Origin of the sequence: Guyparkeria halopsychrophila (assembly GCF_044582135.1) — a bacterium.
In the GTDB taxonomy this organism is placed as follows: domain Bacteria; phylum Pseudomonadota; class Gammaproteobacteria; order Halothiobacillales; family Halothiobacillaceae; genus Guyparkeria.
Genome location: NZ_JBDODP010000008.1, coordinates 19,505 through 41,079, shown reverse-complemented (window position 1 = coordinate 41,079; position 21,575 = coordinate 19,505). Strand labels below are relative to the sequence as shown.

Here is a 21,575-nt window from a genome sequence, read left to right as displayed (position 1 = left end):
AGCCAACGCATGCCAGAGCCCGCCAGCCAACAAGCCACCCTCGCGGACACGCGAATACTGGCGGTCGGCCTGGTCAGTGGACTGGCCGCGGTCGTGCTGGCCGCCCTCGCCGCGCACGGCCCGATGGCACCCACCGAATGGGACGCCCAACGCCAGGTGGACACCGCCATCCTGCTGCACTTCGTGCACACCCTGGCGTTGATGCTGCTGGCCTGCTGGCCCGCCCCCGTCCGCTGGCGACTGACCATCGCGGCATTTTGGGTGACGGGCATCATCCTGTTCAGTGGCAGCCTTTATGCCCTGACCTTGTTCGCCGACGCCTGGCCCGGGCCGGTCACGCCCCTCGGCGGGCTCTTTCTGATGCTCGGATGGATCGGTTGGCTGATCGCCCTGTTCGTGGCCAAAAGGCGCGTGTAGGCAACCAAAAAGGTCACCCGTCTCCACCGCGCTCGCGGGGAGACCAGACGACCTTTTGCATCCACAGGGGTCAGGCAAGGCCGCGCCGGACGCCCGGTGCCGTAACCCTCTCCCACGCACTCCCTGTCGTGCGTGGGATGGAACCGACTTTTCCCTACTTGCCCACGTAGAAATGCTGGCGGAAGTCGTCACGGAAACTCGCGTGACAATCGAGGCAGCTGGCCTGCATGTCCGCGAACGCCCGAATGACCTCGCGACCGTCTTCGGTATCCGCCACCTCGGCGAGTGTCGCGGCCGACTCGTGAACCGCGTGATCGACTTCCTGGAACTCGGCACGACGATCCCCGGCAAATGCCATGATGCGCTTGCGCTCCTCGGCCGGCGGGCTCGGGTGCTCCGCGATGGCACGCGCTTCCTTGGCCACCCACTGCCAGTCTTCATGGTTAATCGCCTTGACGATCTGCTCGGTGTGCTCGCCGAGTTTCTCCATGGTTTCGTGGAATTCGTGCACGCCGCTGTGATCGCGTTCGTCCTCACTGGCCTGCGCCGTACCCCATACCAGCCCGGGGGCCAGCAACAAGGCCATCACGCCCGCGGCCGCTTTCTCGACACACCCTTTCAACATGTGCACCTCCATTCTTTGTCTTCAACCAGGACACCGATGATCATAGGCCAAACCCGGTTACCTGCGCGCCATGTGACTTGCCACAGGCTGCGTACCAAAGCGGATTGCGGTACCATTCGCGTTTTTGCGCCAGGAATACCATGTCCCAATCGACCTTCGAATACGACGACCTGATTCGCTGCGCCAAGGGCGAGATGTTCGGACCCGGCAACGCGCAACTGCCGCTGCCGCCGATGCTGATGTTCGATCGGATCGACCTGATCACCGACGAGGGTGGCGAATACGGCAAGGGCGAAATGCGGGCCGAACTGAAGATCCATCCGGATCTGTGGTTCTTCGCCTGCCATTTCGAGGGCGACCCGGTGATGCCGGGCTGCCTGGGCCTGGATGCCATGTGGCAACTGGTCGGCTTCTTCCTCGGCTGGAGTGGCGGCAAGGGCCACGGGCGCGCTTTGGGCGTTGGTGATGTAAAATTTTCGGGACAGGTCTTGCCGAGAAACAAGAAAGTTGAATATCGTGTGCAGATGAAGCGCGTCATTATGCGCCGGCTCACGATGGGCATCGCCGATGCGCAAATGCTTTGCGACGGCGTCGTCATCTATGAAGCCAAAGATCTGCGGGTAGGACTGTTCACCAGCACAGAAGCACTTTCGGAGTAACCACTCAATGCGCCGAGTCGTCATCACCGGCATGGGCATCGTGTCCAGCCTGGGTAATAACTGCAAAGAGGTGCTCGCCTCGCTTCAAGAGGGCCGTTCGGGCATCGAACGCAACCCCGAGCAGGTCGAGCACGGTTTCCGGTCCCACGTGGCCGGCACACTCAAGATCGACCCCGCCGAGCACATCGATCGCAAGCTCTTGCGTTTCATGGGTTCAGCGGCCGCCTACAACTACCTGGCGATGAAAGAGGCGATCGAGCAGGCCGGGCTGAGCGAGGAGCAGGTCTCCAACCCGCGCGCCGGCCTGATCACCGGTTCCGGCGGCTCATCCTGCGAGAACATCGTCGCCACCGCCGACATTGCCCGCGAGCGCGGCATCAAGCGCGTGGGTCCCTACATGGTCACCCGCACCATGGGCTCGACCACCTCGGCCTGCCTGGCCACGCCGTTCAAGATCAAGGGCATCAACTACTCGATCAGCTCCGCCTGTTCGACCTCCGCGCACTGCATCGGTGCCGGCGTCGAGCAGATCCAGTTCGGCAAGCAGGACGTGATCTTTGCCGGCGGCGGCGAGGAGCTCCACTGGTCGCTCTCGGCGATGTTCGACGCCATGGGCGCCCTGTCGTCGAACTTCAACGACACGCCGGACAAGGCCTCGCGGCCCTACGACGTCGATCGCGATGGGTTCGTGATTGCCGGCGGTGGCGGCATGGTGGTACTCGAGTCGCTGGAACACGCCCAGGCTCGCGGCGCGAACATCATTGCCGAGGTCACCGGTTACGGTGCCACCTCCGACGGCTACGACATGGTCCAGCCGTCCGGCGAAGGGGCGGTACGCTGCATGCAGCAAGCCCTGGCAACCGTCGATGCCCCCATCGACTACGTCAACGCCCACGGCACCTCCACCAAGGTCGGTGACCTGCGCGAGCTGCAAGCGATGACCGAGGTGTTCGGCGACCACCAGCCGATCGTCACCTCGACCAAGTCGCTTTCCGGCCACGCGCTGGGCGCCGCTGGCGTACACGAGGCGATCTACTCGCTGTTGATGATGCAGAACGACTTCATCGCGGCCTCGGCCAACGTCGAGCAGCTCGAGCCGGAGGCCGAAAACGCCAATATCGCCACGCAGAAGCTCGAGGATCAGCGGATCAACACGGTCCTCTCCAACAGCTTCGGCTTCGGCGGCACCAACGCCTCGTTGGTGATGCAGCGCTTCAACGACTGATCCACGCTCGGCCCTGGACCTCGGCCCTGGACGTCGTGGACGGCCCCGATTCCGACGGAGGCCCATGCGCAGCCAGCAATACCGGCCAACGAAGGCGAACGACTGGAAGCCCTGGCCGGGAACTGCGCGTTCGAGCCGACACCGACAAGCTCTCGAGACTGGGGAATCGATCAGCCTTTGACGCGCGTCTGGAGGAAGACCTGGCGCTGGTCTCACGGCCCACCGACTTTATCGCCTGCTATGGCGGCGACGAATTTGCGATCATCCTGCCGTTGGCGGATCGCCGAGCAGCCGCGAACGTGGCAGGCTGGGTACTCGACACGGTCGAACGGGCCAACTTCGCGCCCTGCGATACGCGGGCCAGCATCGGGGTCGCGAGCCTCGAGCCGCCCCGCGGGGATGACAATGGCGAAGAGCTCTTACGGCTGGCCGACCAGGCGCCCTATGCCGCCAAGGCAGCCGGCCGGGGCCGCATCGCCGTCAACGGGGTAGACGACGCAATCGCGGTCATCGAACCATCGAAAACCCGACCCTCCTGACGACCGATCGCAACCGGCCACGCCCGGGTGGTATGCATTCAGGCCATTAGCGCACTGTCGATCAACTGACGGGTGTACTCATGGCTGGGAGAATCAAGCACTTCCCCGGTGGCGCCCGACTCGATCACCTCCCCCTCAAGCATCACGATCACCCGGTGGGCCAAGGCCCGCACCACCGCCAGGTCATGGGTGATCAACAGATAGGTGAGACCGTGCTCGGCCTGCAGATCCCGCAACAGGCTCAATACCTGCAATTGCACAGCCGCATCGAGCGCGCTGGTCGGCTCATCGAGGATCAGCACCTTCGGCTTGAGAATCAGGGCCCTAGCGATGGCAATCCGCTGTCGCTGCCCGCCGGAGAACTCGTGCGGGTAACGCGACATCACCGCTGGGTCGAGACCCACTTCCTCGAGCACCCGCTCGATGCGCCGATGCCGCTCGCCGCGTTTGAGACTGGCCTCGTGGACATCCAGCCCCTCACCGACGATCTGGGCGATGTTCATGCGCGGTGACAGCGCCCCGTAGGGATCCTGGAACACCACCTGCAAATCACGCCGGAACGGACGGAACTGCTTTTCCCGCAGGCCGTCCACCCGGCGGCCGGCCAGCCACACGGCCCCGTCGGCGCCATCCATCAACTGCAGTAGTGACAGCGCCAACGTCGTCTTGCCGGAACCGGACTCGCCCACCACGCCCAGCGTCTGACCGGCATGCAGGGCAAGATCGACCCCCTTGAGTATCTCGCTGCGCGTATCAGCGCCGAACCAGCCTCGCTTGCCGACCGTCACGCCCAGTCCCTCGCAGCGCAACCGCTCCACGGCGCCCTCCTCGACCGGTCCGATCATCGGGGCGACCTGGCGTGCCTCCAGCAGGGTCTGGGTGTAACCGTCCTTCGGCCGGGTAAAGATCGCGTCGGTGGGACCGGCCTCGACGATGCGCCCGTGGCGCATCACCATCACCCGGTCGGCGTAGCGTCGCACCACCGGCAGGTCGTGGGTAATCAGCAACAAGCTCATGCCCAGTCGCTGCTGCAACTCGACCAGCAGGTCCATGATGGTCTTGCGCAGGCCGGCATCCAGTGCCGTGGTCGGCTCGTCGGCGATCACGAGACTGGGATTGCAGGCGATGGCCATGGCGATCATGGCACGTTGGCGCTGCCCGCCGGAGAGCTGGTGCGGCAAGGCCCGCATCACCCGCTCCGGTTCAGGCAACCGCACCTGATCGAGCAATTCGCGCACCCGCCGACGCAACGCCTCCCCGCCCAGGCCCAAATGGCGCACCAGCACCTCGGCGATCTGCGCGCCGATCGTCTTGAGCGGATTCAACGCGGTCATCGGCTCCTGAAAGATCATCCCGACTCGCCCCCCTCGCAGACGCCGCACTTGCGGCATGCTCATGGTCAGGACATCCTCGTCCTCGAAGCGGATCTCTCCCTGCGTGGTGGCATCGGCGGCGTCGAAAAGCCGCAGGATCGAGAGCGCGGTGACCGTCTTCCCCGAACCCGACTCACCCACCAGGGCCAGGCGTTCGCCACGATCGAGATGCAGGGAGACGTCTCGCACGATCGCTGCCTGCCCCACGCTGATGTTGAGATCTCGAATCTCCAGCAGGGCCGACTCAGCGGCGCGACGTGCTCTGGACCCGTGGGCGCGGTCGGCGTGGTCGCTCGTTGCCGGTGGTTCGTTGGCGATCGGTGCAGCGGGCATGCGCTCTCCATGGTTGGTTTGCCGGTTAAACACGCCTCGGCATCAAGACCAAGCGTGCAGCGGCAACAATAATCCATCTCGGGTGGTGACGGCGAGCCGGTTGCCGGGATGCCCCGAAATGGCCGGATCCATTCCGGAGATCGTAGCGCTTCGAAACGAAAAACCCCGGCAGGTCATCCTGTCGGGGCGGTCGATTGGCCGAAGAACATGTCGGCCCAAATAGAGAAGGATCCCGCTCAACGAGTGGATCACAGACGGATCACGCGCCCAATGGCCAACTCAGTTCCGTCCGCCCAGGACAATGGTCACAATCCCGTGCTTTGTCACGTGCACCGCCACGATGTTTGTGGTCTATTTTTGTGGCCGAGGCGAGGCAAAACGCGACCCAAGGCGCGCCCCAGGAGAGCACCCATGTCGCTCACACCCAGTTTGATCCAAACATTCAAACAACGTCGTCCGTCTGGATTTCGACTGCCGCGGTTGTTGGCGATCCAGGTCATGACGTTCGCGGCCGTCACCAGCCTCGCCCTTGCCAACCTAACCCTGGGCGCCACGCCCACGATCGCCGCCGACTCGGGAGCGTCGGATGAAGAAGCCGAATGGGAGGCTGCCTGGGAAGCCGCCGAGGAACGCGAGCGCCAAATGGAACGTGCCCGCGAGGTCAACGAGGGGGAACTCGTCTTCCTGCCACAAGCGCCCGCCGTCGACTCCGCACGCATGGAAAAACGGATTGAGCTGGACTGGGAAAGCCTTGCCACTGGCTGGGCCCGAATGCACCAGTGCCACCACCACCTCGACCCGGCCGCAGCCGTACAGATCGTCTACAACGGTGAGCGCACGCGCGACATCCGCATCACCCGTCGCGACGGCGTCGGCCAGGCCGAGGTCGATGGACCCAGTGTTCAAATGTCGGGCATCGAGCGTGGCGCGAGCCTCTGCGTCGCGGCCGAGGTGCTCGCGATCCTGCCGCACCCCGACAAGGCGGGTTACGTGGTCGACAACGGACCCTTCATGCGGCGTTTTCTCGACGGCTACTACCCCATGCAGGTGCGCCTGGAGGTGCGCTGGCCCGAGGGGATGCTGGCCCTGCGGGAAAGCGAGCCGCCCGCACAACCCGGCTTGACGATCAAGGAAAACCCGCAGGGTGTGACGCTCGAGGCCCACTTCGAGGGTCGACTCGAATCCCGCCTGCACCTGGTTCGCGGTCCGGCCACCCCGTGACGACCGGCGCCGAAAACGATCGGAATGCATCGGCCATTCCGGTAGACTCACTTGTTTTGCCATGACTGATTCCGACGCGCCTACCCCAATCTCGTCCGCCCCCGGCAGCGACCCGTCCCCTGAACGGGACCAGGCCGCGCTCTGGTCGGTAGAGGTCATCGCCCCGCCCGGTCTGGAGACCGCGCTGGCCGAAGAACTGCGCCACCTGACCGGCGAGCCGTTCAGCGATCGGCCGTTCGGGGCGAGCGCCGACCTACCCGTCGAGGCGGTCTATCGCGTACTCGCCGACAGCCTGATCGCCGGGCGCGTCTATCTGCCGATCGCACGGGGGGCCGCTACCCAGGCCGACGAACTCTACGACTTGGCCAACTCGGTCGACTGGTCGGTTCATCTCGCCGCCACCGACAGCCTCTCCATCACGGCCACCGGCGGCAACGACGCCCTTCGGCATACCGGTTTCATCGCCACCCGGGTCAAGGATGCGATCGTCGACCAGTTCCGCGACGCCACCGGCCAACGTCCCGACATCGACAGTGAGACCCCCGGTCTGCGTCTGCATTGCCATGTCTCCGGCAACGGTCAGGCCAGTCTCGCCATCGAGTTATCCAACGGCTCGCTGCATCGTCGCGGCTATCGCGTCGACGGCGGCGACGCCCCCCTGCGCGAGAACCTCGCTGCGGGACTGTTGTGGCGGGCGCGCTGGCCGCAGGTCGCGAGCCTCGGCGGCGGCCTGTTCGACCCGATGTGCGGCTCGGGCACCTTCCTGGTCGAGGCCGCCCTGTCGCTCTGGGGCATGCCGGCCGCCCTGCGTCGTCGACGGCTGGGCTCGCCCGCCTGGAAAGGTCATGTACCGAACACCCGCGACGCGATCCTCGATGACGCCGCCCGGGGCTGGCTCGACAACCCGCCGGCGCGCGGCACACTCACCATCGTCGGTCAGGACCGCGACCCACTGCAGCTTGCCGCCGCCCACGCCAATATCGAGTCTGCCGGCCTCGGCGAGGCGATCGAGTTGATGCACGCCGACAGTTTCCGCGCCCCCTGCCCCACCGAGCTTCAATCCGCCGAGACCGGCCTGCTGATCAGCAACGTGCCGTTCGGCCAGCGCATCGATGCCTCGCTGGACCAGTCCGAGTGGACCGCCTTGTGCTCGCGCTGGGTGGAGGGCCTGCCCGGTTGGTACTGGGGCATCCTGCGCGCCGCGGAAAGCGAGCTGACCTGGCCATTGCGTTTCGAAAAGCGCCTCATGGTGCTCCACGGTGGCGTCGAGGTGGAATTCCTGCGCGGGCAGTTCTCGGAGAAAAGCGTGCGCCGCGCCGCCGGACCGCATGCATTGGCCGGTCGGTTGATCGAGCAGGGCCGGCGCGGCGAGTACGATGCCGCCGACTTCGCCAATCGCCTGGGCAAGAACTGGAAACAGCGCAAGTCGTTGATCAAGCAGGGCGACAATGCCCTGCGGATCTACGACGCCGACCTGCCCGACTTCAAGCTGGCCGTCGACTGGTACCGCACCGAGGATGACCAGACCTGGCTGGACATCCAGGAATACCAGGCGCCCAAGCAGATCGATCCGCAGAAGGCGCGAGGACGCCTGGCGGCCGCCACGGCCGCGGCGGTCGACACGCTGGGCATCGACCCCGACTGTGTTGTGGTGCGCCAACGCGCCCGCCAGTCCGGTCGGCAGCAGTACGGTCGGTTGGGCGGGGAGCATATCGAGCGCGTCCTGCGCGAACGCGACAGCCGGCTGCTGATCAACTTCACCGACTACCTCGATGTCGGCCTGTTCATCGATCACCGGCTGGTACGTGACCGCATCGCCGAGCTGGCGCGCGGCAAGCGCCTGCTCAACCTGTTTTGCTATACCGGCAGCGCGTCGGTGCGTGCCGCCATGGCCGGGGCCGCGGCCACCACCTCGGTGGATCTTTCCAATACCTATCTCGACTGGGCCGAGCGCAACTTCGAGCTCAACGGCATCGCCGTGGATGGGCGTCACCAATTGCTCCGGGCAGATGTACTGCGCTGGCTCGATCACCAGCCGCGGGCCGCGGAACGCTTCGACGTGATCTTTCTCGACCCGCCTTCGTTCTCCAATTCCAAGTCGATGGACGACACGCTCGACGTCCAGCGAGATCACCCCGATCTGATCGAGGCCTGCATGCCCCATCTCGCCCCCGGTGGCGTACTTGTCTTTTCAAACAACCGCAAAGGGTTTACATTGCAACCTTCTATCGTGAAGCGGTTCCAAATCGATGATATGTCGAGAAAAACATTGCCCAAGGATTTCGCACGCACACCGGAGCGACGTTTTGTCTGTGAAATCCGACGGCCCTGAACGCCTTGGAACCGCCACCGGGCGGGGCCTCCGGGCCGCTGGCCCGGGTAAAACTGCGGGTAAAAACGCGGTGGAGACCCCGGGGCGAAAACCGGCTCGGCGATGGTTTCCGTCCACCCTGTTGATGTGGGCCAGCCTGGGGCTGGTCGTCTCGCTGGGCAGTGGTTGCGCCACCAGTCAGCTCGATCACGGGCCGAACGGCGGCAGCGATCAGGCCAGCAAGGCCCAGACAGGGGCCGAACTGCTCGACCAGGCACATCGACGCAGGAACGCATTGCCCTACGATCCACTCGAAACCATCGACACCCTTTCCGGCACGCACCCCCGTAGCATCGAGGCGGTCGTCCAGGCAGTCGCCCAACTGGGCACGCCCTACCGTTGGGGCGGCGAATCGGCCGAACAGGGCTTCGATTGCAGCGGCTTGACCCAACATGCCTTCAAGGCCGCCAGCATCGATTTGCCGCGCACCTCCTCCCAGCAATACCGCGCGACCAAACGCATCGAGCGCCAGGCGCTGCGTCCGGGTGATCTGGTGTTCTTCCGGCTGAGCGGCAAGCGAATCGATCATGTCGGCATCTATGTCGGCGGTGACCGCTTCATCCACGCCCCCTCCAGCGGCAAGACGGTCTCGTTCGCCAGCCTCGACAACGTCTTTTGGGGGCGCAAGTATGTCGGCGGTGGACGTGCCGCGGCGGCCAATGAACTACAGTTGGCAGAAAACCGGCGCTAGAATTTCCGATCCGGGATTCTTGATCCGGGATTTCTGAGCTAGCCTGGCAACCTGGTCTGGCAACGTGGCGGAGTCCATCGTCACCCGGCAACCAGAAACGAATGACCACGGGACGTCTGGCCAACGCCCAAGCCCGACTCGGAAGGATAACGACGCCCCACAGGGAGGGCTTCTTCTGCCATGGAACGAAGGCAGTTTCTCGTCACCGGCGCACTGGCGCCGCTCATCTCCCTGCTCGGCTGTGAGGCACGGGAACCGCTATTGCGTGTTTCCGGCATCACCTGGATCGGCTACGAACCCCTGTTCCTCGCCCGCGAACTCGGTCTTCTGCCCCCCGAGCGGATCCGCCTGATCGAATCTCCCTCCAATACCAACAGCCTGATGCAGCTGGCCTCGGGTGAAGTCGAGGCGGCCACACTCACCCTCGATGAATTCATCCTCGCCCGGGATGGCGGCATCCCCGTACGCATCGCGCTGGTCTTCGACACGTCCCAGGGGGCCGACGTGGTCATGGCTCGCCCGGGCATCGAGCGACTCGAGGATCTGGTCGGCCGACGCATCGGGGTGGAAGAGACCGCTGCCGGTGCCCTGATGCTGCGAAAGTCGCTCGAGGCCGCCAATCTCACATCCGCTGACGTGACTCATGTGCCGGTGATCGGTGGGGAACAGTTGGCCGCCTATCAAGCCAACGAAATCGACGCGGTCATCAGTTACGAGCCCTTCGCCACCCGCCTTGCCGCCCTGGGCGCGACCCGCCTTTACGACAGCAGCGCCTTTCCCGGCCTGATCGTCGACGTGCTCGCCGTCAGTGAAACGGCCATCTCCCGCCAGCCCAGGGCGCTTGCCGATCTGTTGACCGCCTATTTCCAAGCCCTGGCCGTGGTGAAATCCAGCCCGGGTCGTGCCCACCGCCTGATGGCACCACGGCTGGGGCTCTCCGTCGAGGAGACGGCAAGCGCCTACAAGGGCCTTGCCCTGTTCGGCTTGGGCGACAATCGCGAATGGCTTGGATCACCGACAAGTCCCCTGCACGAGTCCGCCACGACGGTCGCCGAAATCCTGCGGGCGAATGCACTGATCGAACAGACTCCCGATCTGTCAGCCATCGTCACAGCGCGCTTTTTGCCGGAGGGTCCATGACTCTGCCGCGCCTGTCGCTGCGACTGATGGCCCCGCTGGGACTGGCCCTGCTGTTCCTGCTGATTATCGGCGCCTCGCTGATCAGCGCCATCCATAACCGTTCCGCTGCCCTCCTCACTGACGCCCGCCAGCAACTGCTCGGCTACACCACCGAGATCGCTCGCACCATCGAACAGGGCGGCCTGGAAAACATCGGCATACTCGAAGCACGCGTAAGCAGCATTCTGACCGATCCGCGCGTCGACATGCTGGTCGCCATCGGTCCCGACCGCACGGTGCTGGTCTCCCCCAATCGAACCTGGCGGGGAGAGCCGATCGGCGATCGGCTCGTGGACTTCGATCCCGATTTCTTTGCCGCGCGACAGAAAGCGCGCCTGCCCCACTTCGAGCGCGTGGATGGCGATCACACGCTTCGGGCCCAGAAATCCTTCGCGCTCCCCAGCCTGTCCGACCGCCCAGGCTCGACGAGCCGGGGCGTGGTCTACATCGGCATGGACCTCACCGCCTCGATGACCCGCATTCACAACGAGGCGATCCTCGCGCGCCTGCCCGAAGCCGGCATGATGCTCCTGATCATCCTGCTCACCGCATGGGTACTCGATGCCCAGGTCACCCGCCCCTTGTCTCGGCTGAGTCACGCGGCAAGGCGCCTGCGCCAAGGAGATCACGACGTGCGCCTGCCCGTTCGGGGTAGCCGCGAGGTGGCCGAGGTCGCGCAAGGCTTCAACGCAATGACGCGCGCAATCGCCGAGGCACGCGACCGATTACTCGAAAGCGAACAGCGCCTCGCCGTCACCCTGGACTCAATCGGCGATGGCCTGATCGCAACCGATCTCGATGGCCACATCACGCTGATGAACCCGGTGGCCGAACGTCTGACCGGGTGGTCACGCGAGGAGGCCACAGGCAAACCCATCGAGGCGGTATTCGTGATCTGTCATGCCGGTGACGACCGCCCGGTCGCGATCCCGATCCGGCAGGTACTGGCCGAAGGCACCCTGGTCGGACTGGCAAACCACACCGTACTCACCGATCGTGATGGCAATCGACACCACATCGCCGACAGCGCCGCGCCGATCCAGCATGACGACGGCTCGCTGGTCGGCGTCGTGCTCATCTTCCATGACGTGAGCCAGGAATATCGGTTGCGCGAGGCGCTTGCCGAGAGCGAACAACACTTCCGCACGCTGGCCGACAACGGCCAGGCGTTGATCTGGACCACTAACCTCAAGGGCGACTGCGACTACGTCAACCGTCCTTGGCTGACCTTTACCGGACTGTCGAAGGACGACTCCCTGAACGATGGTTGGCAACGCGCCGTACACCCTGACGACCTGTCCGGCTTACTCGACTCACTCACCTCGGCCTACGAGCGGCGCACCCCCTTCACTCGGGAATACCGGGTGCGCCACCACAGTGGTGAGTACCGCTGGTTGCTCGTCAAGAGCACGCCGCGCATCAACAGCCGCGGGGAGTTCGTGGGGCTTATGGGGCAATGCATCGACATCACGGCCGACAAGGAGACCGCCGCGCAGCTCGAGCGGGTTGCCTACTATGACGGACTGACCGACCTGCCCAATCGAGCCCTCATGCTCGATCGAGTCGATCAGGCCATCCGCCATCGAAAGCGACACGGCGGCATCGGAGCGCTGTTCTTCGTCGATCTGGACGAGTTCAAACAAATCAACGACCTGTATGGCCATTCGCTGGGTGACGAGGTCTTGCGGGAAGTCGCGCAGCGCTTGTGCGTCCTGGTCCGCGATACCGATACGGTGGCCCGGCTGGGGGGAGACGAATTCCTCGTCCTGGTCCCCGAGATTGCCACTGATGTTGATAACGCCCGCCGCGGGGCGTTGGCGCTGGCAGACAAGTTGCGCCATGCCATGGAACAACCCTTCGAATTCGAGGACTTCCGCCACTTGGCGACGGCGAGCGTCGGCCTGACCCTGTTCGCGGGCAAGGTGAGCAACGCGGAGGAGTTGGTTCGCGAGGCCGACATCGCGATGTATCAGGCCAAGCGAGCGGGACGAAACAACCTGGTCAACTTCGAATCCGGCATGGTCGAGTCGGTGACCCGACGTTACCGCCTGGAACAGGAGCTCAAGCAGGCCCTGGAGCGCGGCGAGTTCGAACTGCACCTGCAATCCCAGGTCGATCGCGACGAGCAGGTCATCGGCGCCGAAGTGTTGCTGCGCTGGCGCCATCCGGTGCGCGGACTGGTCTCGCCGGCGGAGTTCATTCCCCTGGCCGAGGAATCCGGTCAGATTATCGCCATCGGCGAATGGGTGCTGCGCGAGGCCTGCCAACTGCTTCATGGCCTGGAGCAATCCACGCCGCCCGGGCAACGCTGCCTCAACATCTCGGTGAACGTCAGCCCACGCCAGTTCCGCACCCCCGATTTCGTCGACCAGGTCCGGCGGACCATCAAGCAGACCGACATCGATCCATCGCACCTGATGATCGAGATCACCGAAAACATGCTGGTCAGCCGTGCCTCGGAGGCCATCGACCGCATTCGCGAGTTGGCCGCACTGGGGCTGGCCTTTTCCATCGACGACTTCGGTACCGGCTATTCCTCGTTCGCCTACCTCAAGCGCCTACCCTTGAGCGAGATCAAGCTCGACAAGAGCTTTGTCGATGACGTCCCCGGCAGTCCGGGCGACACCGCGATGGTGGAGGCGATCCTCGCCATGGCCACGCACCTGGGTATCGATGTGGTCGCCGAAGGTGTGGAGACCCGCGAGCAGTTTGACTACCTCAAGGCAAACGACTGCACGCGCTTCCAGGGCTTCTGTTTTGCCCACCCCGTGCCGGCGCGCGAATGGATCGAACAACAGCTCGAGGCCATGGAGAGCGGCTCACCGCCCTGATCGATCCGCTCGCTTGTTCCTGTGATGTCTCCTCACGATCTCACGATGACGGCGACAAGGGCTCGCCCGTTGTCGCTGCCGTCCACTCGACGGCCACGTCGCCATCAACGAAGCGAAGCGTCAATCCCAATCGCCCGGTCTCGTCAGCGAGCCGCCCGATCTGCGCCGCCCGCTTGATCAGCACCCCGGGGCTCTCATCCCGGGTCTCGACCAGCGCATAGCCCCGCTTCTGGACCTGACGAGGCCCGAGCGCCTCGAGTTGACGGCCAAGGCCGGCAAGCCGAGCACGTTCTTCACGCAGATGCTGCTCGACGGCCCGGCGATCGGGTCGAGCCGCATCCAGGCGGGCGCGCCAACGTGGCACCAGTCGCTCTCGGCTCACCAGCAGGTGCCGGGAAAGGGTCGCGACACGCTCGCGCTCCACGACGGTGATCGCGTTAATGCCCCGCCGCAAGCGGCTGGCCGGTTCGACCAGTTGCTCCCGGAGCGCCTCGAGTCGCCGGCGGGGATGCGCGCCCTCCAGGCGGCGGCGTAACCCATGGGCACGCTCACGCCCCTGGGCGACGCGTCGTTCTATACCGTGTCGCAGCGGCGCGCTCAGGCCGGCCAGTCGATAACGGCCGAACCGAAGTTGCTCGACCGGTCCGGCCCGCTCGAGTCGCCGCGTCAGCCCGTCCAGGCGCTGCGAGTCGGTCTGTTGCCGCCCCTCCCAACGCATCCGGGCTAGATCGGCCAACCGACCGATGCGTTGGCGCATGTCACTGGCCGTGATCGGCGTGGCCAATTCTGCGGCCCCGGTGGGGGTCGCCGCCCGCCGATCGGCAACCAGATCACAGAGCGTGGTATCGGTCTCATGGCCGACACCACTGATCACGGGCACGGGGCAGTCGTACAGGGCACGGACCAGCGTCTCGTCGTTGAAGGACCACAGATCCGACAGCGACCCACCTCCGCGCACGATCAACGCGACATCGAAGCCATCACTCGTGAGCTGGGACACGGCCTGACGCAATTCACCGGCCGACTCGCTGCCCTGCACGCGCACCGGGAACAACGTGACCCGGGCCAGCGGCAGGCGACGGGCCAAGGTCACACGCACGTCGTGGATGGCCGCGCCGGTGTCCGAGGAGATCACGGCAATGTGACGCGGCAACACGGGCGTCTCCTGCTTGTGCTCAGCGGCAAACAGCCCCTCGACCAGCAGACGTTGCTTGAGCCGCTCGAATTCGGCGGCCAACCGCCCTTCTCCCGCCGGCGCAATCGACTGGACGATCAGTTGATAGGCACCACGCTCGGTGTAGATACCCAACCGCCCCGTGACGACCACCTCCTCGCCCTCGCGCAATGGGTGAGTATTGCGCATGGCATTGCCGCGAAAGAAGGCGCAGCGCAACTGGGAACGCTCGTCTTTAAGCGCGAAATAATGGTGGCCAGACGCCGCCCGCTTGTGCTCGCTGATCTCGCCGATCACCTCGACCAGCCCGAACACCTCGCCGAGCAGATTGCCGGCCTGCTTGTTGATCTGGGTGACCGACAACGCGGTCGATCCGGTGGGAGATGACATGGGCACGATCCGTGAAGGGGAAAACGACGGCTACCAGGGTTGCCCGGCGGTACGGCACGAAAAAGGCCGCGAACAACGCTCGCGGCCCGGGGTATCTTGCTGTTTCTAGCGGTCGGCCAGCCCGTCAGGGCTGGACCGGAACCTTCAAGCCCTTACCAGGCCTGGTACGGACCGGCGTCCTGCTCGGTCCACTGCTTCTCGGCCTTGGCCTGCAGTTCCTCGATCCACTCGGCCTTTTCGACGGCCTTCTCGTAGTCGCCTTTCTCGGCCGCCTTGTCGGCATCGCCGAACAGGGCGCTCTTCGGATGCGGGCTCCACGGGGCGATGCCCTGTTCCTGGAGCTTATCGACGGCGGCCTGTGCTTCTTGCTTGGCCTTTTCGTAGTCTGCTTCGCTGGCGGCGTTGGCCATGCCAACCGAACCGATCAGGGCAAAGCCCGCTGCTGCGGCAACAACGCGTGCTGTTTTAATCATTATTTACTGCCTCCTAGGTGGATTGCTCTTGTAGCACATCCGACTTTAGCGCAATCAAAGTCGGGATGCCAACAACCCCCTCTTATCCAGCCAAAACCGCATCCGGATAGCGCCTGAACGGTGGATCGGGTCATCCGGACGTTTACCCGCCGCGCGCAGGCCATTATAATTGCGCCGATACTTTCTATCATCCGCAAGAGTCCCCCAACCATGCGAATCCTCGAGGAAGGTCTCACCTTCGACGACGTGTTGCTCATCCCGGCCCGCTCCTCGGTGCTGCCCCGGGACGTGTCACTCGTCACGCGCCTGACCCGCAATATCGAAATCAATATCCCGCTGATCTCCTCGGCGATGGACACGGTCACCGAGGCGCGCCTCGCGATTGCGCTTGCCCAGGAAGGGGGCATGGGGATCATCCACAAGAACATGACGGTCGCACAACAAGCCGAGCATGTCCGTCGGGTGAAGAAACACGAATCCGGTGTGATCAAGGACCCGATCACGGTCACCCCGGAGACCAGCATCCGCGACGTGCTCAAGGTCACGCGCGATCATTCGATCAGTGGCGTGCCGGTGGTCAGCGGGGGACTCCTCGTGGGCATCGTCACCAGCCGCGACCTGCGCTTCGAGCAGAATCTCGACCAGACGGTGGCCAACATCATGACCGCCAAAGAGCAGTTGGTCACCGTGAAGGAAGGCGCCAACCGCAAGGAAGTCGAGGCCCTCCTGCACAAGCACCGCATCGAGAAGGTGCTGGTGATCAACGACGACTTCGAACTGCGCGGCATGATCACCGTCAAGGACATCCAGAAGTCCACCGATTACCCCAACGCCTGCAAGGATGCCTCCGGGCAACTACGCGTCGGCGCGGCCGTCGGCACCGGCGGTGACACCGAAGAGCGGATCGAGTCACTCGCCGCCGCGGGCGTCGACGTCATCGTGGTCGATACCGCACACGGTCATAGCAAGGGCGTGATCGACCGGGTCGCGTGGATCAAGGGCCGCTATCCGCAGGTCGACGTGATCGGCGGCAACATCGCCACGGGTCAGGCCGCGCTCGACCTGGTCGAGGCGGGTGCGGATGCCGTCAAGGTCGGCATCGGCCCGGGCTCGATCTGCACCACCCGCATCGTCGCCGGCGTCGGCGTACCGCAGGTTACCGCCATTTCCAATGTCGCCGAAGCGCTCAAGGGCTCGGACGTGCCGCTGATCGCCGACGGCGGCGTGCGCTTCTCGGGTGACTTCGCCAAGGCCATGGCCGCCGGCGCCCACTCGGTGATGGTCGGCTCGATGCTGGCCGGTACGGAAGAATCCCCCGGCGAGGTTGAACTGTTCCAGGGTCGTTCCTACAAGTCCTATCGCGGCATGGGCTCGCTGGGTGCGATGCAGCAGGGTTCTTCCGACCGGTACTTCCAGGCCGAGACATCCGCCGAGAAGCTGGTGCCGGAAGGCATCGAGGGCCGGGTGCCCTACAAGGGCTCACTGGTTGCCATCGTGCACCAGATGATCGGCGGCCTGCGTGCCTCGATGGGCTACGTCGGCGCCAAGGACATCGACACCATGCGCAAGCTGCCGCAGTTCGTGCGCATCACGAACGCCGGGATGCTCGAATCGCACGTTCACAACGTGTCGATCACCAAGGAAAGCCCGAACTACCGGACCTGATCCACGACCCCGCCCGCCGCGGGGTGCCGAACACCCATCGACCCGGCCTTGCCTGCCGGGTCGACTTGTTACAGGGCCAAGTCGCCCTTGCCTGCACAACACGGACCTCACGATGACCGCTTCCTCGACCATCCCGCATCCCGACATCCACGCCGAGCGCATCCTGATCCTGGATTTCGGCTCGCAGTACACGCAACTGATCGCTCGGCGGGTGCGCGAGTCGCGGGTCTACTGTGAAATCCACTCCTGGGATGTCGACAACGCCTTCGTCCGGGATTTCGCCCCCACCGGGGTCATCCTCTCCGGCGGCCCCGAGTCGGTCATCGATCCGCAGAACGCCCCTTGCGCCCCCGAGATGGTCTTCACCCTGGGCGTGCCGGTACTGGGCATCTGTTACGGCATGCAGACCATGGCCGCCCAGCTCGGTGGCAAGGTCGAGAACGCCAGCCACCAGGAGTTCGGCTTTGCCAAGGTGCGCGCCCGCGGCCACACGGCACTGCTCAAGGACATCGAGGACGAGGTCACCGAGGAAGGCTTCGGGCTTTTGGACGTCTGGATGAGCCACGGCGATCACGTGGTCGGCCTGCCCGAGGGCTTCAAGCTGATGGCCTCCTCGGACAACGCGCCGATCGCGGGCATGGCCGACGAGTCGCGGGATTTCTACGGGGTGCAGTTCCATCCCGAGGTCACGCATACCCGTCAGGGCGCGCGCATCATCCATCGCTTCATCCGCGAGATCTGTGCGACCCGGGGGCTGTGGCGCTCGGAGGCCATCATCGACTCGATGATCGAGAAGGTCCGCGAACAGGTGGGTGACGAAGAGGTGATCCTGGGGCTTTCCGGCGGCGTCGACTCCTCGGTAGTCGCCGCCCTGCTCCATCGTGCCATCGGCGACCAGCTCACCTGCATCTTCGTCGACAACGGTCTGCTCCGTGAAGGCGAAGGCGACCAGGTGATGCGCACCTTCGGCGAGCATCTGGGCGTGCGCGTAATCCGCGTCGATGCCGAGGACCAGTTCCTGTCCCGGCTGGCCGGCGAGGCCGACCCGGAGAAAAAGCGCAAGATCATCGGCAACACCTTCATCGACATCTTCGACGAACAGGCCGGCCGGCGCGAGAACGCCCAGTGGCTCGCCCAGGGCACCATCTACCCCGACGTGATCGAGTCGGCCGGCTCGAAGACCGGCAAGGCCCACGTGATCAAGTCGCACCACAACGTCGGCGGCCTGCCCGAGCACATGAAACTCGGCCTGGTCGAGCCACTGCGTGAGCTGTTCAAGGACGAGGTCCGCCAGATCGGCCTGGAACTGGGCCTGCCCAGCGAGATGATCATGCGCCACCCCTTCCCCGGCCCGGGCCTGGGCGTGCGCATCCTCGGCGAGGTCAAGCACGAATACGCCGAACTGCTGCGTCGCGCCGACGCGATCTTCATCCACGAACTGCGCGAGGCGGGCCTCTACGACCAGGTGTCCCAGGCCTTCGCCGTGTTCCTGCCGGTCCGCTCGGTGGGCGTGATGGGCGACGGCCGACGCTACGACTACGTCGTCGCCCTGCGCGCGGTGGAGACCATCGACTTCATGACCGCCCGCTGGGCCCGCCTGCCCTACGAATTCCTGGAAAAGGTCTCGCTACGCATCGTCAACGAAGTCCGCGGCATCTCGCGGGTCGTCTACGACGTCACCGGCAAGCCTCCCGGGACTATCGAGTGGGAATGACGCCCGCTTGCCGGCTCTGAATCCATGAGCGGCCACGACCGCGAGCACATGCAGGCTTGCCTTGCCCTGGCTCGACACTCGATCGAGTTGGGCGAGGTGCCAGTCGGCGCCGTCGTAGTCGATCCCGAGGGCACGATCGTCGGCCGCGGCCACAACCGCCCGGTCGCCCTGCACGACCCCAGCGCCCACGCCGAAATACTGGCCATGCGCGAGGCCGGCCGGCACCTGGCCAACTACCGCCTCGACGACTGCACCCTCTACGTCACCCTTGAGCCCTGCCCGATGTGCCTGGCCGCCGCCTCGCACGCCCGCATCGCCCGGATCGTCTACGCCGCCCCCGACCCGCGCGCCGGCGCCTGCGGCTCTGCCATCGACCTCAACCGAGCCGACTGGCACCATTTCCGTCCCGTGATCGACACCGGCCCCTGTGAAACCGAGGCGGCCGAACTCCTCACGCGGTTCTTCCGCGAACGGCGCTGAGGACGAGAATCCGCCCGCCCTGACGCGAAGCAACCGCGTACAATGCCCACCCCTTTCAGCCTTCAGCTACAAGCACCGATCTTATGCCCCTTCTGACCGTCGAAAACCTGCAATTCGCCATTGGCGACCGCAAACTCCTGGATCACGCCAACCTGACCATCGAGCGCGGCGACAAGCTGGCCCTGATCGGTCGTAACGGCGAAGGCAAGTCCACCTTCCTCAAGATGCTGGCCGGGATTCAGCGGCCCGACGACGGCCAGATCCGCCTCGAACCCGGCTCGCAGGTCGCCTACCTGCCGCAGGATCCGCACCTCGATACCGACGAGACGGTCTATTCCGTGGTCGCCTCGGGCCTGGGTGACCTGCACGACGTGCTCACCGAGTACCACGAGTTGGCGCAGAACGCGGACAGCGATGCCGCACTCGATCGCCTGTCGGTGCTCCAGCACGAACTGGAAACCCGCGACGGCTGGATGGCCGGCCAGAAGGTCGACGAGGTCATGACGCGCCTGGGGCTGGATGCCGACGCCTCGGTGCGCGGCCTGTCCGGGGGTGAGCGGCGCCGCGTCCTGCTCGGCCAGGCACTGGTGCTCGATCCCGAGCTGTTGCTGCTCGACGAACCCACCAACCACCTCGACATCGCGGGGATCGAATGGCTGGAGGATCTGGTGCGCAATTTCACCGGCGCCGTGGTCTTCATCACCCACGATCGCGCCTTCCTCAAGCGGTTGGCCAACGGCATCATCGAGCTCGACCGGGGTAACCTGACCAGCTGGCCGGGGGACTACGACAACTACCTGCGCCGGGTCGAGGAACGCGCCAATGCCGAGGCGCAGGAGAACGCGCGCTTCGACAAGACGCTCGCCCAGGAAGAAGTCTGGATCCGCCAGGGGGTCAAGGCACGCCGCACCCGCAACGAGGGGCGTGTCCGCAACCTGGAAAAACTGCGGGCCGAGCGCGCCGCCCGACGCGACAAGGCCGGACGCGTGGCCCTGTCGACCGACTCCGGCCGCACCTCCGGCAAGATCATCGCCGAGATAAAGGACGCCAGCGTGTCCTTCGGCGACAAGACCGTCATCCGCGATCTGTCCACCACGATCCTGCGGGGCGACCGGGTGGGGCTGGTCGGCCCCAACGGCGCCGGCAAATCCACCCTGATCAAGCTGATCCTCGGCCAGATCGAGCCGACCTCGGGCAGCATCAAGCGCGGCACGCAGTTGGAGATTGCCTACTTCGACCAGCACCGTGCCCAGTTGCGCGACAACTGGACTGCCATCGAGAACCTCTGCGACGGGGGCGACCGCCTTGACGTGGGGGGCAGCAACGTCCACGGCATCGGCTATCTGCAACAGTTCCTGTTCACGCCGGAACGGGCCCGCACCCGGGTGGAACTGCTTTCCGGCGGTGAGCGCAACCGCCTGCTGCTGGCCAAGCTGTTCGCCAAGCCGGCCAACCTGCTGGTGCTCGACGAACCCACCAACGATCTCGACCTCGAGACCCTCGAGGTGCTCGAGCAGGCACTGGCCGACTACGAGGGCACCCTGCTGCTGGTCAGCCACGACCGGGCGTTCCTCGACAACGTCGTCACCGGCCTGCTGGTCTTCAAGGGTGATGGCGAGATCGAGGACGTCATCGGCGGCTACGAGGACTACCTCGATCAGGTCGCGCAAGACTCGGCACGATCAAACGCTGCCGCCACGACGGCCCAGAAAGGCACACCGAAGGCCGGAGCGAACGGGAAACCGGGCGCAGACAAGCCGAAAAAGGCGAAAAAGCGCTCCTACAAGGTCCAGCGCGAGCTCGACGCCCTGCCCGCCCGCATCGAGGCGCTCGAGTCCGAACAGGCCGAGCTGCAGACCACCATCAACGACCCCGGCTTCTACCAGCGCGATCCGACCGAGATCGAGCGCACGCTCGCCCGTGTCACCGAGCTCGAATCCGAACTGGAAACCGTCCTCAATCGCTGGATGGAGCTGGAAGGCGACTGATCCGCCGGGAAACCCGGCACGCCTCACCTGCACCGCTGTTCCCGCCGCTTGCTGCCGACACGCCGGCACGTTCCGGCGGGACAGGCTCGCGCCAACGACCACCGCAAGCGCGCGAGCTCGACTGGACGCCATACCCGCCTTCCGATAGCCTCCCCGACCTTTTGGGATACTCCAGCCATGCCGGTCGCCCCATGCATGGGTACCGCCCTGTCTTGTGGCCGGCCCAT

General features: G+C 65.1%; 17 protein-coding genes. 13 read left to right on the top strand and 4 right to left on the bottom strand.

The window, feature by feature from the left end:
* The first annotated feature begins 9 nt into the window (after positions 1-9).
* Positions 10-417, top strand: coding sequence for a DUF423 domain-containing protein (locus ABGV18_RS04950; protein WP_396585074.1), 408 nt, complete (start codon positions 10-12; stop codon positions 415-417).
* Positions 418-571: 154 nt separating this feature from the next.
* Here ABGV18_RS04950 and ABGV18_RS04945 read toward each other — a convergent pair whose 3' ends face one another.
* Positions 572-1,042, bottom strand: coding sequence for a cytochrome c (locus ABGV18_RS04945; protein WP_396585073.1), 471 nt, complete (start codon positions 1,040-1,042; stop codon positions 572-574).
* 140 nt (positions 1,043-1,182) lie between these two features.
* Here ABGV18_RS04945 and fabA point away from each other — a divergent pair, with 140 nt between their 5' ends.
* Genes fabA through ABGV18_RS04930 form a run of 3 tightly spaced genes read left to right on the top strand, consistent with a single transcriptional unit; the run spans position 1,183 to position 3,465 of the window.
* Positions 1,183-1,701 carry a 3-hydroxyacyl-[acyl-carrier-protein] dehydratase FabA gene (fabA, locus tag ABGV18_RS04940; protein WP_396582574.1) on the top strand — a complete coding sequence of 173 codons (519 nt, stop codon included), beginning with the start codon at positions 1,183-1,185 and terminating at the stop codon, positions 1,699-1,701.
* Positions 1,702-1,708: 7 nt separating this feature from the next.
* Positions 1,709-2,926: a beta-ketoacyl-ACP synthase I gene (fabB, locus tag ABGV18_RS04935; RefSeq protein WP_396585072.1), complete on the top strand. Its 1,218-nt coding sequence runs from the start codon at positions 1,709-1,711 to the stop codon at positions 2,924-2,926.
* A 35-nt stretch (positions 2,927-2,961) separates the two neighbouring features.
* The gene (locus ABGV18_RS04930; protein WP_396585071.1) at positions 2,962-3,465 is read left to right on the top strand and encodes a diguanylate cyclase; all 504 of its coding nucleotides are present in this window, start codon (positions 2,962-2,964) and stop codon (positions 3,463-3,465) included.
* Positions 3,466-3,503: 38 nt separating this feature from the next.
* Here ABGV18_RS04930 and ABGV18_RS04925 read toward each other — a convergent pair whose 3' ends face one another.
* On the bottom strand, positions 3,504-5,171 hold the full coding sequence (locus ABGV18_RS04925) for a dipeptide ABC transporter ATP-binding protein (protein WP_396585070.1): 1,668 nt from the start codon (positions 5,169-5,171) through the stop codon (positions 3,504-3,506).
* A gap of 498 nt (positions 5,172-5,669) precedes the next feature.
* Here ABGV18_RS04925 and ABGV18_RS04920 point away from each other — a divergent pair, with 498 nt between their 5' ends.
* The 5 genes from ABGV18_RS04920 (at position 5,670) to ABGV18_RS04900 (ending at position 13,464) form a co-directional block, all read left to right on the top strand.
* A complete protein-coding gene (locus ABGV18_RS04920; protein ID WP_396585069.1) occupies positions 5,670-6,392 on the top strand; it encodes a hypothetical protein in 723 nt (240 codons plus the stop codon).
* A 61-nt stretch (positions 6,393-6,453) separates the two neighbouring features.
* A complete protein-coding gene (gene rlmKL, locus ABGV18_RS04915) occupies positions 6,454-8,724 on the top strand; it encodes a bifunctional 23S rRNA (guanine(2069)-N(7))-methyltransferase RlmK/23S rRNA (guanine(2445)-N(2))-methyltransferase RlmL (protein ID WP_396585068.1) in 2,271 nt (756 codons plus the stop codon).
* A 124-nt stretch (positions 8,725-8,848) separates the two neighbouring features.
* Positions 8,849-9,454 (top strand): NlpC/P60 family protein, encoded by a 606-nt coding sequence (locus ABGV18_RS04910; protein ID WP_396585111.1) that lies wholly within the window; start codon positions 8,849-8,851, stop codon positions 9,452-9,454.
* 180 nt (positions 9,455-9,634) lie between these two features.
* Entirely contained in the window at positions 9,635-10,594 is a 960-nt protein-coding gene (locus ABGV18_RS04905) for an ABC transporter substrate-binding protein (protein ID WP_396585067.1), read from the top strand.
* On the top strand, positions 10,591-13,464 hold the full coding sequence (locus tag ABGV18_RS04900; RefSeq protein WP_396585066.1) for an EAL domain-containing protein: 2,874 nt from the start codon (positions 10,591-10,593) through the stop codon (positions 13,462-13,464). Before ABGV18_RS04905 ends, ABGV18_RS04900 begins: the two co-directional genes overlap by 4 nt.
* 40 nt (positions 13,465-13,504) lie before the next feature.
* Here ABGV18_RS04900 and xseA read toward each other — a convergent pair whose 3' ends face one another.
* Positions 13,505-15,028: an exodeoxyribonuclease VII large subunit gene (gene xseA, locus ABGV18_RS04895; RefSeq protein WP_396585065.1), complete on the bottom strand. Its 1,524-nt coding sequence runs from the start codon at positions 15,026-15,028 to the stop codon at positions 13,505-13,507.
* A 152-nt stretch (positions 15,029-15,180) separates the two neighbouring features.
* Positions 15,181-15,501 (bottom strand): hypothetical protein, encoded by a 321-nt coding sequence (locus tag ABGV18_RS04890; protein WP_396585064.1) that lies wholly within the window; start codon positions 15,499-15,501, stop codon positions 15,181-15,183.
* Between the two features lie 210 nt (positions 15,502-15,711).
* Here ABGV18_RS04890 and guaB point away from each other — a divergent pair, with 210 nt between their 5' ends.
* The 4 genes from guaB (at position 15,712) to ABGV18_RS04870 (ending at position 21,348) form a co-directional block, all read left to right on the top strand.
* Positions 15,712-17,166 carry an IMP dehydrogenase gene (gene guaB, locus ABGV18_RS04885; protein ID WP_396585063.1) on the top strand — a complete coding sequence of 485 codons (1,455 nt, stop codon included), beginning with the start codon at positions 15,712-15,714 and terminating at the stop codon, positions 17,164-17,166.
* A gap of 112 nt (positions 17,167-17,278) precedes the next feature.
* Positions 17,279-18,880: a glutamine-hydrolyzing GMP synthase gene (gene guaA / locus ABGV18_RS04880; protein ID WP_396585062.1), complete on the top strand. Its 1,602-nt coding sequence runs from the start codon at positions 17,279-17,281 to the stop codon at positions 18,878-18,880.
* A 48-nt stretch (positions 18,881-18,928) separates the two neighbouring features.
* A complete protein-coding gene (locus ABGV18_RS04875; RefSeq protein WP_396585110.1) occupies positions 18,929-19,360 on the top strand; it encodes a deaminase in 432 nt (143 codons plus the stop codon).
* Between the two features lie 83 nt (positions 19,361-19,443).
* The gene (locus ABGV18_RS04870; RefSeq protein WP_396585061.1) at positions 19,444-21,348 is read left to right on the top strand and encodes an ATP-binding cassette domain-containing protein; all 1,905 of its coding nucleotides are present in this window, start codon (positions 19,444-19,446) and stop codon (positions 21,346-21,348) included.
* Positions 21,349-21,575: the final 227 nt, after the last annotated feature.